Source organism: Kitasatospora sp. NPDC004615, from assembly GCF_042873545.1.
GTDB lineage: Bacteria > Actinomycetota > Actinomycetes > Streptomycetales > Streptomycetaceae > Kitasatospora.
In genome coordinates, this window is sequence record NZ_JBIALQ010000003.1 from 114,311 (window position 1) to 126,962 (window position 12,652).

Annotated in this window: 15 protein-coding genes and 1 tRNA gene; 7 read left to right on the plus strand and 9 right to left on the minus strand. The window is 72.2% G+C overall.

What is annotated here, in order from left to right; translation table 11 throughout:
- Positions 1-114 precede the first annotated feature (114 nt).
- Both ACFYS8_RS11550 and ACFYS8_RS11555 read right to left on the minus strand, forming a co-directional pair.
- Complete coding sequence (locus tag ACFYS8_RS11550) at positions 115-453, minus strand: hypothetical protein (protein WP_387639159.1); 339 nt, start codon at positions 451-453, stop codon at positions 115-117.
- Positions 446-985 (minus strand): universal stress protein, encoded by a 540-nt coding sequence (locus ACFYS8_RS11555; RefSeq protein ID WP_387639161.1) that lies wholly within the window; start codon positions 983-985, stop codon positions 446-448. The genes ACFYS8_RS11550 and ACFYS8_RS11555 overlap by 8 nt, the downstream gene beginning before the upstream one ends.
- A 185-nt stretch (positions 986-1,170) precedes the next feature.
- Between ACFYS8_RS11555 and ACFYS8_RS11560 the strand changes: the two genes are divergently transcribed.
- Complete coding sequence (locus ACFYS8_RS11560; protein ID WP_387639164.1) at positions 1,171-1,617, plus strand: universal stress protein; 447 nt, start codon at positions 1,171-1,173, stop codon at positions 1,615-1,617.
- Positions 1,618-1,882: 265 nt separating this feature from the next.
- Complete coding sequence (locus ACFYS8_RS11565) at positions 1,883-2,557, plus strand: Crp/Fnr family transcriptional regulator (RefSeq protein WP_014136744.1); 675 nt, start codon at positions 1,883-1,885, stop codon at positions 2,555-2,557.
- A 155-nt stretch (positions 2,558-2,712) separates the two neighbouring features.
- On the opposite strand, the gene ACFYS8_RS11570 is transcribed toward ACFYS8_RS11565, so the two are convergent.
- The 5 genes from ACFYS8_RS11570 to ACFYS8_RS11590 all read right to left on the minus strand — a co-directional run bounded on the left by ACFYS8_RS11570 (position 2,713) and on the right by ACFYS8_RS11590 (position 5,382).
- Positions 2,713-3,534 carry an MBL fold metallo-hydrolase gene (locus tag ACFYS8_RS11570; RefSeq protein WP_387639168.1) on the minus strand — a complete coding sequence of 274 codons (822 nt, stop codon included), beginning with the start codon at positions 3,532-3,534 and terminating at the stop codon, positions 2,713-2,715.
- Positions 3,531-3,725: a hypothetical protein gene (locus ACFYS8_RS11575; protein ID WP_387639171.1), complete on the minus strand. Its 195-nt coding sequence runs from the start codon at positions 3,723-3,725 to the stop codon at positions 3,531-3,533. The genes ACFYS8_RS11570 and ACFYS8_RS11575 overlap by 4 nt, the downstream gene beginning before the upstream one ends.
- A gap of 96 nt (positions 3,726-3,821) precedes the next feature.
- Positions 3,822-4,664 (minus strand): NUDIX hydrolase, encoded by an 843-nt coding sequence (locus ACFYS8_RS11580; protein WP_387639173.1) that lies wholly within the window; start codon positions 4,662-4,664, stop codon positions 3,822-3,824.
- A 95-nt stretch (positions 4,665-4,759) separates the two neighbouring features.
- Complete coding sequence (locus ACFYS8_RS11585; RefSeq protein ID WP_387639176.1) at positions 4,760-5,224, minus strand: RidA family protein; 465 nt, start codon at positions 5,222-5,224, stop codon at positions 4,760-4,762.
- A gap of 2 nt (positions 5,225-5,226) precedes the next feature.
- Complete coding sequence (locus ACFYS8_RS11590; RefSeq protein WP_014136749.1) at positions 5,227-5,382, minus strand: DUF4177 domain-containing protein; 156 nt, start codon at positions 5,380-5,382, stop codon at positions 5,227-5,229.
- A gap of 247 nt (positions 5,383-5,629) precedes the next feature.
- On the opposite strand from ACFYS8_RS11590, the gene ACFYS8_RS11595 reads away from it, so the two are divergent.
- Together ACFYS8_RS11595 and ACFYS8_RS11600 are read left to right on the plus strand one after the other, a co-directional pair.
- On the plus strand, positions 5,630-6,640 hold the full coding sequence (locus ACFYS8_RS11595; protein ID WP_387640685.1) for an ArsA-related P-loop ATPase: 1,011 nt from the start codon (positions 5,630-5,632) through the stop codon (positions 6,638-6,640).
- Entirely contained in the window at positions 6,637-7,782 is a 1,146-nt protein-coding gene (locus tag ACFYS8_RS11600) for an ArsA family ATPase (RefSeq protein WP_387639178.1), read from the plus strand. The genes ACFYS8_RS11595 and ACFYS8_RS11600 overlap by 4 nt, the downstream gene beginning before the upstream one ends.
- A gap of 37 nt (positions 7,783-7,819) precedes the next feature.
- Here the strand turns inward: ACFYS8_RS11600 and ACFYS8_RS11605 are convergent, their stop codons facing one another.
- Positions 7,820-8,143, minus strand: coding sequence for a WhiB family transcriptional regulator (locus ACFYS8_RS11605; RefSeq protein ID WP_380487904.1), 324 nt, complete (start codon positions 8,141-8,143; stop codon positions 7,820-7,822).
- Between the two features lie 400 nt (positions 8,144-8,543).
- Here ACFYS8_RS11605 and ACFYS8_RS11610 point away from each other — a divergent pair, with 400 nt between their 5' ends.
- The gene (locus ACFYS8_RS11610; protein WP_387639181.1) at positions 8,544-10,850 is read left to right on the plus strand and encodes a transglycosylase domain-containing protein; all 2,307 of its coding nucleotides are present in this window, start codon (positions 8,544-8,546) and stop codon (positions 10,848-10,850) included.
- Between the two features lie 83 nt (positions 10,851-10,933).
- Here ACFYS8_RS11610 and ACFYS8_RS11615 read toward each other — a convergent pair whose 3' ends face one another.
- Entirely contained in the window at positions 10,934-11,389 is a 456-nt protein-coding gene (locus ACFYS8_RS11615) for a GatB/YqeY domain-containing protein (RefSeq protein WP_387639184.1), read from the minus strand.
- 131 nt (positions 11,390-11,520) lie between these two features.
- Between ACFYS8_RS11615 and ACFYS8_RS11620 the strand changes: the two genes are divergently transcribed.
- The gene (locus ACFYS8_RS11620; RefSeq protein ID WP_387639186.1) at positions 11,521-12,465 is read left to right on the plus strand and encodes a metallophosphoesterase; all 945 of its coding nucleotides are present in this window, start codon (positions 11,521-11,523) and stop codon (positions 12,463-12,465) included.
- Between the two features lie 88 nt (positions 12,466-12,553).
- A tRNA-Pro gene (locus ACFYS8_RS11625) sits at positions 12,554-12,627 on the plus strand.
- Positions 12,628-12,652: the final 25 nt, after the last annotated feature.

Consider the following 12,652-nt stretch of genomic DNA (forward strand, 5'->3'; position numbering starts at 1 on the left):
GCCCGCACAGGCGAGCGGCCCGGGAAGTGCCCCCACGCACCACCCGGGCCGCCCCGTTCGCGGCCGAGCGGGCCCCCACAGCCCGAACTGCCGCCGTCTCCTTTGTACTTGTGCTCACTTCCGGGAGCGCACCCGGCCCCGCGGGAGGGCGGCGAGCAGGGCCGCCGCAGTGAACAGCGCGAGGTGGCCGGCCTCGGGGCCGGGGCCGGCCCAGCCGATCTCGGCGTAGCGGTGTTCGGCGAAGCCGTTGTGGAAGAGCCAGGCCGCCAGGCCGACGAGCGGCGCGGCGGCGGGCCGGGAGCGGGTGCCGAGGGCGGCGCACCCGGCGGCGAACGCGGTGAGGGCGAACCAGCCGGCGCGCAGTTCGCCGAGCGGTGCGAGCGTGAGCGCGGTCGCCGCGCCCAGCAGCAGGGCCGCCGCGCCGGACAGTGCGACGGGCAGCCGATCAGGCACCGCCGGACACCGCCACCAGCCCGCGCAGCTCCGCGTCGAGGGCCCGGGCGGCGAACAGGCGTCCGCTCACCTCGTCCAGGGTGGAGGCGAGTTCGGAGCGCGGGACGACCAGCACGGGGCAGTTCGCCCGGCGCACGCAGTACGCGGGGACGGAGCCGCGCAGGCCGCGGTGCAGCCAGGAGCCGGACGGGCCGAGGACCAGCAGGTCGCCGGGCCGGCCGGCGGCGGCCAGCAGGGTGGGGGCGGTCCGGCCGCGGACGGTGCGGGCGGTGAGCGGGACGCCGGGGTCGGTGCCGCCGAACGCCTCGGCCATCGCCTCGGCCAGCGTGGTCGCGGCCAGTTCGCGCACCGCCGACATCAGCGGCGGGCAGGGCGAGCGGCGGTGGCCGAACTCGCCGCTCGGCGGCTCCCAGGCGTGCAGGGCCAGCACCTCGCCGCCCAGCCGCCGGGCCTCGGCCACCGCGCGGTGCACGGCCGCCAGGCTGCCGAGCGATCCGCTGACCCCGACCACGATGCGCGGCCGCTGCTCCATCACGTCCTCCGTCCGGAATTCGCGGGCCCCGGCGGGGCCCGCAGGCACCAGCAGATCGCGCCGCAGGCCGCCCCCGGCCGTCCTTGACGGCTCCCTGACGCCCGCGGCCGGTTTCCCAACGCCGCCCTGACGCCCGGGCCGCCGCCGGCGGCGTTCACTGAAGGAGGGGGACGAGGAGGCCGGTCATGGAACCGAACGAGACCCATGTGGTGGTCGGTGTGGACGGCTCGCCGGACAGCCTGGCCGCGCTGCGCCGGGCCGCGATGGAGGCGGCGGTACGCGGCGCCGTGCTGGTCCCGGTGCTCGCCCGCCGCCCGTCCGACGCGGTGCCCGCCCGCGCCGCCGGGATGCTGCTGGACGCCGCGTTCGACGCCGCGCTCGGCGGCTGGCCGGGCGACGTGCTGGTCCGCCCCGCCGTGGTCACGGGAGCGGCCGGCCCGGCCCTGGTCGCCGCGGTCACCGGCCCGGCCGACCTGCTGCTGCTCGGCACCCCGCACCGCCACTGGCCGCACCCGCACGGCGACCACACCGCGCGGCACTGCCGCGGTCACGCCCCGTGCCCGGTGCTGACCGTCGCCGCCCCGACGACCGGCACGACGGCCGCCAACTCTCTTGCCAAAACGCCGAGTTGACTACCTCGCCGGAACCGGATCGACTGCTCCCGGAAGCCCCGTTCAGCACCTCCCCGGGAGTGAACCGATGCACGCCACGCTGTTCCGCCAGGTCCGCCCGACCGGCGACACGCCGCCGGACCCAGGCCGCCGCGACCGTCACTCCAAGTGCGCGAATGGCCGCGTAGGCCGCACCCGGCACACCCCCCTCCTCATATGATCGGAGCGACATGCGTCATCCTTGGTGGTGAATAGCACTGCCCATGACACCAGCAGGAGGAAGCTCGTGGACGACGTTCTGCGGCGCGCCGCGCTGTTCGCGGCACTCGACGACGACCAGGCTGCCGAGCTCCGCGCTTCCATGACCGAGGTGACGCTCGCCCGTGGCGAGTCGCTGTTCCACGAGGGCGACCCGGGCGACCGGCTGTACGTCGTGGTCGAGGGCAAGGTCAAGCTGCACCGCGCGTCCCCGGACGGCCGCGAGAACATGCTCGCCGTGCTCGGCCCCTCCGAGATGATCGGCGAACTCTCGCTGTTCGACCCGGGCCCGCGCACCGCCACCGCCACCGCCCTCACCGAGGTCAAGCTCCTCGGCCTCGGCCACGGCGACCTGCTCCCGCTGCTGCACGCCCGCCCCGAGGTCTCCATCGCGCTGCTCCGCGCGATCGCCCGCCGCCTGCGCCGCACCAACGACGTGATGTCCGACCTGGTCTTCTCCGACGTGCCCGGCCGCGTCGCCAAGGCCCTGCTCGACCTCTCCCGCCGATTCGGCGTCCAGTCCGACGAGGGCATCCACGTCGCCCACGACCTCACCCAGGAGGAACTGGCCCAGCTGGTCGGCGCCTCCCGCGAGACGGTCAACAAGGCCCTCGCCGATTTCGCCGGCCGCGGCTGGCTCAAGCTGGAGGCCCGCGCGGTCGTCCTGCTGGACGTCGAGCGCCTGTCGCGGCGCTCGCGGTAGTACTCGGCTGCGAGATCGCGCCCACGTGCAAGTGATTGCTCGGGGCGCGATCTCGCTGTTGTCGCTTTCCGCTTCGCGCAGTTCCGCCCCCTCGCTTCGCTGGGGGTACCCCCAGCGCCCCTGTTTTCGCGCCCGCCTGCGTTTCGCGACCCGCCTCAGATGAGGCCGTGCTCCTCCAGGTACGTGAGCTGCGCCCGCACCGACAGCTCCGCCGCAGGCCACAGCGCGCGGTCCACGTCCGCGTACACCCGGGCGACCACCTCGGCCGCCGTGCGGTAGCCCGCCTCGACGGCGGTTTCGACCTGGGCGAGCCGGCCGGCCCGGTGGGCGAGGTAGTAGTCGACGGCGCCGAGTGCGTCCGCGAGGACGGGGCCGTGGCCGGGCAGGACGGTGCGGACGCCGTGTTCGGCGGCCATCGCGTGCAGGTGGCGCAGCGAGGTCAGGTAGTCGCCGAGCCGCCCGTCGGGGTGGGCGACCATGGTGGTGCCGCGGCCGAGGACGGTGTCGCCGGTGAGGATCGCGCCGTCGGCGGGCAGGTGGAAGGTCAGCGAGTCGGAGGTGTGCCCGGGGGTGGCCACGACGCGCAGGTCGAGGCCGCCGATCTCCAGCCGCTGGCCGCCGTGCAGGCCTTCCTCGCCGAGTCGCAGGGCGGGGTCGAGGGCGCGTACCGAGGTGCCGGTGAGTTCGGCGAACCGGGCGGCGCCTTCGGCGTGGTCGGCGTGGCCGTGGGTGAGCAGGGTGAGGGCGATGCGTTTGCCCTGCTGTTCGGCGGTGCTGACGACCCGTCGCAGGTGGGTTTCGTCGAGCGGGCCCGGGTCGACCACGACGGCGAGGTCGGAGCCGGGTTCGGAGAGCAGCCAGGTGTTGGTGCCGTCCAGCGTCATCGGGGACGGGTTGGGTGCGAGCACGCACTGGGCGCGTGGGGTGGCGGCCCCGCCGACGCGGTCGGCGGGGTCGCCCGGAAGCAGACCGCTCACGCGGCGTCCGCCTCGGCCCGGCTGAGTCGTCGCAGCGGGAGCGGCCGCACCAGTGCCCGGGCGGGCAGCTCGCGGACCAGCAGGCGGGTGGTGGTCGCGGCGGGCGCGGGCGCGTCGCAGGCCGCGGCGCGCGGGGTGACGGTGCGGGTGGGCATGGCCGAGGTCCGGCGAGCCACGTCGTTGTGAGTCATCGGAGGTCTCCTTCCGGGGGTGTACGCGGGCGGTGCTGTCGCAGCCAAAAGGCGCTGGTCGGCGCGGCTTTCGCCGAGCTTCCCGGGGGAAGGCTCTCACGCCGGGAACACGCCGTCGACAGTCAGTTCGTCATACCCGGGCCAGCGCACCGTCATGCGGTCCCCGGCCAGCTCGGCGCGCCCCAGGACCGGAGTCACCTTGCGGTCCGCGGCGGCGGTCAGTACCTCGGCGGCGCTGGGTACCGGCGTCAGTTCGCGGAGCACGGTGACGGTGGGCGGCATCATGCCGAACCGGCCTTCGTGGAAGCCGGCCACCGCGTCGGCGGGTGTCATCCAGGTGACCCGGTCGGCCTCGCCGACGGTGTCGGCGGCGGCCTGTCCGGCGGGCAGGGCGGCGACGAAGAACCAGGTGTCGAAGCGGCGTTCCTCGAACTCGGGGGTGATCCAGCGCGCCCAGGCGGCCAGCAGGTCGCTGCGCAGCACCAGGTTGTGCTGTCCCAGGAAGTCGGCGAGGGAGAGCTGGTGGGACTCCAGCGCGGCGCGTTCGGCGGCCCAGTCGCCGGGTTCGACCAGGGTGCGGTCGTCGGGGCCGGCCAGCAGTACGCCGGCCTCTTCGAAGGTCTCCCGGACGGCGGCGCAGACCACCGCGCAGGCGGTCGGCTCGTCCACGCCCAGGCGCTCGGCCCATTCCGCGGTGCTCGGGCCGGCCCACGGCGGGCGTACCTCGCGGTCGCGCGGGTCGACTCCGCCGCCGGGGTAGGCGTACATACCGCCGGCGAAGGCCATCGTGGTGCGCCGGCGCAGCAGGTACGCCTCGGGGCCGGTGGCGCCGTCGCGCAGCAGCACGACGGTGGCGGCGGGCCGGGGCGCGGCGGGGGTGAGTTCCCCGGTGGCCAGGGCGCGGATTCGGGCGGGCCAGGACGGCGGCATCTCGGGCATGTTCACGGATGTTAACGGCCGTCGACCCGGGCGGACAGGCCCCAACGCGAGGGGCCCGCCACCGCATTGCGGCGACGGGCCCCTCGGCAGTGCGATCAGTCGCGGAAGCGGACCATCAGCTCGACCTCGACCGGCGCGTCCAGCGGCAGCACGGCCACGCCGACGGCGCTGCGGGCGTGCACACCCTTGTCGCCGAAGACCTCGCCCAGCAGTTCGCTGGTGCCGTTGACCACGCCGGGCTGGCCGGTGAAGTCGGGGGCGGAGGCGACGAAGCCGACCACCTTGACGACCTGCTCGACCTTGTCGAGGTCGCCGATCACGGACTTGATCGCGGCGAGCGCGTTCAGCGCGCAGATCCGCGCCAGGTCCTTGGCGTCCTCCGCGGTGACCTCGGCGCCGACCTTGCCGGTCAGCGGCAGCTTGCCGCCGACCATCGGCAGCTGTCCGGAGGTCATCACGTAGTGGCCGGTGCGCAGCGCCGGAACGTACGCGGCGACGGGGGCCGCCACCTCGGGCAGGGTCAGCCCGAGCTCAGCGAGCTTCTGCTCTACCTTGCTCATGACTACTCCTTCTCGCGCTTCAGGTACGCGACCAGCTGCTCCGGGTTCGGCCCGGGAACGACCTGGACGAGCTCCCAGCCGTCCTGGCCCCAGGTGTCGAGGATCTGCTTGGTGGCGTGCACGAGCAGCGGCACGGTGACGTATTCCCACTTGGTCATGGGGGTGACTCTAGCCGCCCGGGCCGGTGTGAGGTGGGACACAAAGGGGCCACCAATCGCCGGGGCGGCCGGGATGGTCCCGTCATCCGGAGCGCGCGCTCGTTACCCTCGCGGTGAGGGGTGCCCGTGGGGTCCCCCGGCAGGAGCAGGCAGCGACGGACGGAGAGCGGGCGTGGCGGGCAGCAGCGGTACGGCGGGGCCGACCGGGCAGGCGTCGCCGCGGGAGCCGGACTGGGAGGGCGTCAGGCTGCACGTGGTCAGCGGAAAGGGCGGCACCGGCAAGACCACGCTGGCCGCGGCGCTGGCGCTGGCGCTGGCCGCGGAGGGCGGCCGCACCCTGCTGATCGAGGTGGAGGGCCGGCAGGGCATCGCCGAGCTGTTCCAGATCGCCGCGCTGCCGTACGAGGAGCGCCGGGTGGCGACCGTGACGCCGGCTCAGCTGGGTCTGCCCGGCAAGGGCCACGGCGAGGTGCACGCGCTGGCCATCGACACCGAGCAGGCGCTGCTGGAGTACCTGGAGATGTTCTACAAGCTGGGCCGGGCCGGGAAGGCCCTGCAGAAGGTCGGCTTCGTGGACTTCGCCACCACCATCGCCCCCGGCGTGCGCGACGTGCTGCTCACCGGCAAGGCCTGCGAGGCGGCCCGCCGCAAGGGCCCGGACGGCCGGCGGGCGTACGACGCGGTGGTGATGGACGCCCCGCCGACGGGCCGGCTCACCCGCTTCCTGAACGTCAACTCCGAGGTGGCGGGCCTGGCCAGGTTCGGCCCGATCCACACCCAGGCGCAGGCCGTGATGCGGGTGCTGCGTTCCCCGGAGACGGCGGTGCACTTCACCACCCTGCTGGAGGAGATGCCGGTGCAGGAGACGGTGGACGGGATCGCCGACCTGCGCGAGGCCGGGCTGCCGGTCGGCGGCGTCCTGGTGAACATGGTGCGTCCGCCGATCCTGGACGCGGCGGCGGTGGAAGCCGCCCACGGCGACCACCGCGAGGAGGTGGCGCTGGCCCTCGGCGAGGCCGGCCTCGGCGGGCGTTCGCGCAAGCCGGAGACCGTGCGGGCCGCCGTGGAGCCGCTGCTCGACCCGCTGCTGGAGCAGGCCCGGGAGCACGCCGAACGGGTCGAACTGGAACGCACCCAGCGCATCGACCTTCAACAACTGCGCCTGCCCAGTTACGAGTTGCCACTGCTCGGCGAGGGCATGGACCTGGCCGGCCTGTACCGGCTGGCGGGCGAACTGAAGCGGCAGGGAGCGGCATGACCGGGCTGGACATCGACACCCTGATCGACGACCCGGAGACCCGGATCGTGGTCTGTTGCGGCTCCGGCGGCGTCGGCAAGACCACCACCGCCGCGGCGATCGGCCTGCGCGCCGCCGAACGCGGCCGCCGCGCCGTGGTGCTGACCATCGACCCGGCCCGCCGGCTCGCCCAGTCGATGGGCCTGACCGAGCTCGACAACACCCCGAGGGTGGTCAAGGGCACCCGCGGGGACGGCGAACTCCAGGCGATGATGCTGGACATGAAGCGGACCTTCGACGAGGTCGTGCTCGCCCACGCCGAACCCGAACGGGCCCGGGCCATCATGGAGAACCCGTTCTACCAATCGCTGTCGGCCGGTTTCGCGGGCACCCAGGAGTACATGGCGATGGAGAAGCTCGGCCAGCTCCGCGCCGAGGACCGATGGGACCTGATCGTCGTCGACACCCCGCCGTCCCGCTCCGCGCTGGACTTCCTGGACGCCCCCACCCGCCTCGGGTCCTTCCTGGACGGCAAGGTGATCCGGCTGCTCACCGCCCCCGCCAAGGTCGGCGGCCGCTCCGCGATGAAGTTCCTGAACGTCGGCATGGGGCTGATCACCGGCACCCTCGGCAAGATCTTCGGGGCCCAACTGCTCACCGACGTGCAGATGTTCATCTCCGCGACGGACTCGATGTTCGGCGGCTTGCGGGAGCGCGCCGACCGCACCTACCAGCTGCTGAAGGCCGACGGCACCGCGTTCCTGGTGGTCGCCGCGCCCGAACGCGACGCGCTGCGCGAGGCCGCGTACTTCGTCGACCGGCTCGCCGCCGACGCCATGCCACTGGCCGGGCTGGTACTCAACCGGGTGCACACCAGCGGCGCCCAGCAGCTCACCTCGGAACGCGCGCTGGCCGCCGCCGAGGCGCTGGAGGAGAACGGCACCGCCACCTCGACCGTCGAGGCCGAGACCCTGGCCGCCGGACTGCTACGCCTGCACGCCGAACGGATGCAGGTCATGACCCGGGAACGGCGCACCCGCGACCGCTTCGCCTCGGTCTACCCGGACGTGCCGATCGTCGAGGTGCCCGCACTGCCCGGAGACGTCCACGACCTGGACGGACTGCGGGCCATCGGCGACCGCCTCGGCTCCCCCGCCGAGTGAGCCGACGGCCCACCGCACCGCCCTGCTTGACGGAGCGTCAGCCCGCCTGGGCGTAGTCCCGCAGGACCACCCCGGTGGCCAGCGACTCCTCGTACTCGGTGCGCGCGGTCTCCAGCAGCCTCCGCCAGGACCCCACGGTCGGCCGCCGGCGCAGCAGCGCCCGACGCTCGCGCTCCGTCATTCCGCCCCACACGCCGAACTCGACACGGTTGTCGAGTGCGTCCGCGAGGCACTCGGTGCGCACCGGACAGCCGCTGCACACCGCCTTGGCGCGGTTCTGCGCCGCCCCCTGCACGAACAGTTCATCCGGATCACTCGTGCGGCACGCGGCCTGCACGCTCCAGTCGTCCACCCAGCCCATCCCGGCGCCGTCCTCTCCCGATTCGGGGCTCCCCCACGGCGGCAACGGCATATTCACCGTTGCCAGTTGAGGACGTTACGGAAGAACGACACAACGCAACAGCCCCTGTCGGCCCAATCTCGAATGACCCGATCGGACTATGGGTGTCCGACAGCTCACTCGTTGGAGTGATTGCAGGTCGCGGGCCTTGCGGGGGCCGAATGGTGCGTTTTCGTCACGGTGTGCAACAGCGGCCCGCCGTGCAGCCGCCTGAAAGTGGCTCAGAATGCCCCGAATCGGACAAAGCTCATCACTCACAAGAGTGACGGTGATGAGCAGAGCGAAGCTGTCGCAGTTCTGTGACAAGCGTAGGCGAACACCTGCCCCCCTGTACGGGATTCCGCAACGTAGGGTTCTCCCCATGGCAGCTACCCGATCCGAGGGCACCGCACTGGACAAGGCAGGGCTCGGCGTCAAGTTCCTGGGCAGCGCCGTGCTCGCAGGCATCCTGGTCGCCGGCATGGCCCTGCCGGCCGTCGGCGCGTTCGGCCTGACGGCCAAGGACACCGCCGAATCGTTCGACAACATCCCGGACGACTTCAAGACGCCCACGCTCTCGCAGGTGTCGATGATCTACGACGCCAAGGGTGGCCTGATCGCCAAGGTCTACGACCGCGACCGCACCATCCTCACCAAGGAGCAGATGGCGCCGATCATGCGCCAGGCCCAGGTGGACATCGAGGACAACCGCTTCTACGAGCACGGCGCCGTCGACCTCAAGGGCGTACTGCGCGCGGCCACCAAGAACGCGGAGTCCGGCACCACCGCCCAGGGTGCCTCCACGCTCACCCAGCAGTACGTGAAGAACGTCTTCGTCGAGCAGGCCGGCGACGACCAGCAGGCGTTCCTGGAAGCCACCAAGAAGAGCATGGGTCGCAAGATCCAGGAGCTCAAGTACGCCATCAAGCTGGAAGAGGACCTGAGCAAGGACCAGATCCTCACCAACTACCTGAACATCACCTTCTACGGCCACCAGGCGTACGGCATCGAGTCCGCCGCCAAGCGCTACTTCAACAAGAGCGCCAAGGACCTCACCCTCCCCGAGGCCGCGATGCTGGCCGGCCTGGTGCAGAACCCCTCGGCGTACGACCCGATCACCCACCCGCAGGCCGCGCAGACCCGCCGCAACACGGTGATCAACAAGCTGCTGGAGTACAAGCACATCTCGCCGGACGAGGCCAAGGCCGCGATCGCCGCCGACCTGGGCATCAAGTACACCGAGCCGCAGAACGGCTGCATCACCGCCAGCAACGGCATGGGCTTCTTCTGCGACTACGTGCGCCACGTGATCAAGCAGGACCCGGCGTTCGGCAAGACCGCCGCCGACCGGCAGAAGCTCTGGTCGCAGGGTGGCCTGAAGATCAACACCACCATCGACCCGGACAAGCAGCAGGCCATGAACAAGGCCGTCACCAAGAAGGTCAACGTGACCGACAAGGTGTCCGCCGCCGGCACCATGGTCAAGCCCGGCACCGGCGAGATCCTCGCGATGGCGCAGACCCGCCCGTACGGCCTGGACGAGTCCAAGAAGCAGACCGTCCTCAACCTGAACGCCGGCGCGGCCATGGGCGGCGGCAACGGCTTCTCCCCCGGCTCGACCTTCAAGCCGATCCTGGCCGCGGCCGCCCTGGAGAACGGCGTCCCGCTCAGCCAGGAACTCTCCTCGCCGAACAAGATGGAGTACCCCCGGGTCTCCACCTGCCAGGGCACCTGGAACGACACCTCCAAGCCCACCGTGCAGAACGAGTCCACCTACGAGATCGGCCCGTACAACATGACGGTCGCCATGCAGAAGTCGGTCAACACCTACTTCGTGCAGCTGGAGCAGCAGACCGGCCTGTGCCCGATGAAGCAGATGGCCGACAAGCTCGGCGTCGGCACCCTGGCCAACGGCAAGCCCCTGCAGGAAGTCCCCTCCATGGTGCTCGGCACCCAGGAGGTCAGCCCGCTCCAGATGGCCTCGGTCTACGCGTCCTTCGCCGCCCGCGGCGTGTACTGCTCCCCGATCGCGCTGACCTCCGTGGTCACCAGCGACGGCAAGAAGCTCGACGTGCCGAAGGCCAACTGCAACCAGGCGATGTCCCAGTCCACCGCGGACAACGTCAACAGCCTGCTGATGGGCGTGACCGAGAAGGGCACCGGTTCCTCCCTCGGCCTCGACGACGGCCGCCAGATCGCCGGCAAGACCGGTACCACCGACGAGCGGTACGCCGCCTGGTTCACCGGCTACACCCCCGACCTCGCCACCTCGGTCTGGCTCGGCGGCGTCGGCGGCAACGTGTCGATGAAGAACATCACCATCGGCGGCAAGTACTTCTCGGCGGTCTACGGCGCCGACGGCCCCGGCCCGATCTGGCAGATGGCCATGAACGACGCCCTGGACGGCACCCCCGTCACCAGCTTCAGGAACATCGTCACCACCCCGCCGGCGACCACCACCCCGCCCGCCACCGACAACCCCGGCGACCCCTCCGGCGACAACGCCGGCGCGACCACCGGCGGTGGCAACGGTAACGGTGGCGGCAATGGCGGGGGCAACGGCGGGGGCAACGGCGGTGGCGGCAACAACGGCGGCACCACCGGCTTTCCGGCCGGCGGCCTGACCACCGGCGGCTTCTCCTTCCCGCCGCCCACCGGCGGCAACAGCGGCAAGCCCGGCCGCCACTGACCGCGCCCCGCACACACTGAAGCCGCCCGCCCGGAGACGATCTCCGGGCGGGCGGCTTCAGCAGTTGTAGGGGCAGCCGAGGGTCAGCCGGCCAGTGCGGCCTTCACCGCGGCGGCCACCCGGCCGCCCTCCGCCTTGCCCTCGACCTGCGGACGCACCAGCTTCATCACGGCGCCCATGCCCTGCGGGCCGCTCGCCCCGGACTCCGCCACCGCGGCGGCCACGATCCCGGCCAGCTCCTCGTCCGTCAGCTGCTTCGGCAGGTACGCGTCCAGCAGCTCGCCCTCTGCCCGCTCGCGCGCCGCCTGCTCCGTACGACCGGCACCCTCGAACGCCTCCGCGGCCTCCCGCCGCTTCTTCGCCTCCTTGCCGATCACCTGAAGCACCTCGGCGTCGGACAGCTCGCGCTTCTGCTTGCCCGCCACCTCCGCGCTCGTCACCGAGGCCAGCGTCAGCCGAAGGGTGGACGAGCGCAGCTCGTCCCGTGCCTTGATGGCAGCCGTCAGGTCCTCGTGCAGCTGCTCCTTGAGCGTCGTCATGCCGCCGATTCTGACACCTGTCACGCCCCGACGCCGCCCCATTACCTGCCGGTTCGTGCTGACGACCCGTCACCCTCCGGCGTCCCCCGGGCGCTTGCCCGTCTTTTCGAACAGTCTGCGACCATGGACCGATGCGACCGCTGTACTCCGTCCCGCTCGGTGTCGCCGCCACCGGCGCCGCCTGTCTCGTCTACGCCGCCGGGTACGAGGTCCGCTCGTTCCGCCTACGCCGCGTCGAGGTACCGATCCTGCCCGCCGGCGCCCGGCCGATCCGGATCCTCCAGGTCTCCGACATCCACATGGTCACCGGACAGACCAAGAAGCAGCGCTGGCTGCAGAGCCTCGCCGGGCTCCGCCCCGACCTGGTCGTCAACACCGGCGACAACCTCTCCGACCCGCTCGGCGTCCCCGCCACGCTCGACGCGCTCGGCCCGCTGATGGACTTCCCCGGCGTCTACGTCTTCGGCTCCAACGACTACTACGGCCCCGCCCGCAAGTCCCCCACCCGCTACCTCAAGGCCCTGCGCAGCGGCATCCACGGCCTCAACAACCCCGACGGCACCGGCCGCCGCGGCATCTCCGGCGCCGTCCACAACCCCTGGCAGAAGCTCCGCGACGGCTTCGACCGGTCCGGCTGGCTCGACCTCAACAACGCCCGCGGCCGCCTCGACATCGCCGGCCTCGACATCGAGTTCACCGGCCTCGACGACCCGCACATCCGCCAGGACGACTACGCCGCGGTGGCCGGCGGCCCCTCCCCCGACGCCGACCTCTCCCTCGCCGTCGTCCACGCCCCCTACCTCCGCACCCTCGACGCCTTCACCGCCGACGGCTACCCCCTGATCCTGGCCGGCCACACCCACGGCGGCCAGCTCTGCATCCCCTTCTACGGCGCCCTCGTCACCAACTGCGACCTCGACACCGACCGCGTCAAGGGCCTCTCCACCCACACCGCCGCCGGCCACCGCGCCCACCTCCACGTCTCCGCCGGCTGCGGCACCAACCGCTACACCCCCGTCCGCTTCGCCTGCCCCCCCGAGGCCACCCTCCTCACCCTCACCCCCGCCCCACGCTGACCAGCCACTAAACCGGATTTCGTGTCTGGCCCCACCTCCTGTAGAGTTCTACTCGTTGCACCGGAGACGGAAAGCAACAAAGCAGGACCGGGGTATAGCGCAGCTTGGTAGCGCGCTTCGTTCGGGACGAAGAGGCCGTGGGTTCAAATCCCGCTACCCCGACCGAGCAGTGAGGGCCGTATCGGAG

Excerpts from the sequence above, each read along its gene's own strand:
- ACFYS8_RS11555 (WP_387639161.1), bottom strand. The coding sequence starts at position 985 with ATGGAGCAGCGGCCGCGCATCGTGGTCGGGGTCAGCGGATCGCTCGGC.
- ACFYS8_RS11560 (WP_387639164.1), top strand. The coding sequence starts at position 1,171 with ATGGAACCGAACGAGACCCATGTGGTGGTCGGTGTGGACGGCTCGCCG.
- ACFYS8_RS11575 (WP_387639171.1), bottom strand. The coding sequence starts at position 3,725 with ATGACTCACAACGACGTGGCTCGCCGGACCTCGGCCATGCCCACCCGC.
- ACFYS8_RS11580 (WP_387639173.1), bottom strand. The coding sequence starts at position 4,664 with ATGCCCGAGATGCCGCCGTCCTGGCCCGCCCGAATCCGCGCCCTGGCC.
- ACFYS8_RS11585 (WP_387639176.1), bottom strand. The coding sequence starts at position 5,224 with ATGAGCAAGGTAGAGCAGAAGCTCGCTGAGCTCGGGCTGACCCTGCCC.
- ACFYS8_RS11590 (WP_014136749.1), bottom strand. The coding sequence starts at position 5,382 with ATGACCAAGTGGGAATACGTCACCGTGCCGCTGCTCGTGCACGCCACC.
- ACFYS8_RS11600 (WP_387639178.1), top strand. The coding sequence starts at position 6,637 with ATGACCGGGCTGGACATCGACACCCTGATCGACGACCCGGAGACCCGG.
- ACFYS8_RS11605 (WP_380487904.1), bottom strand. The coding sequence starts at position 8,143 with ATGGGCTGGGTGGACGACTGGAGCGTGCAGGCCGCGTGCCGCACGAGT.
- ACFYS8_RS11610 (WP_387639181.1), top strand. The coding sequence starts at position 8,544 with ATGGCAGCTACCCGATCCGAGGGCACCGCACTGGACAAGGCAGGGCTC.
- ACFYS8_RS11615 (WP_387639184.1), bottom strand. The coding sequence starts at position 11,389 with ATGACGACGCTCAAGGAGCAGCTGCACGAGGACCTGACGGCTGCCATC.
- ACFYS8_RS11620 (WP_387639186.1), top strand. The coding sequence starts at position 11,521 with ATGCGACCGCTGTACTCCGTCCCGCTCGGTGTCGCCGCCACCGGCGCC.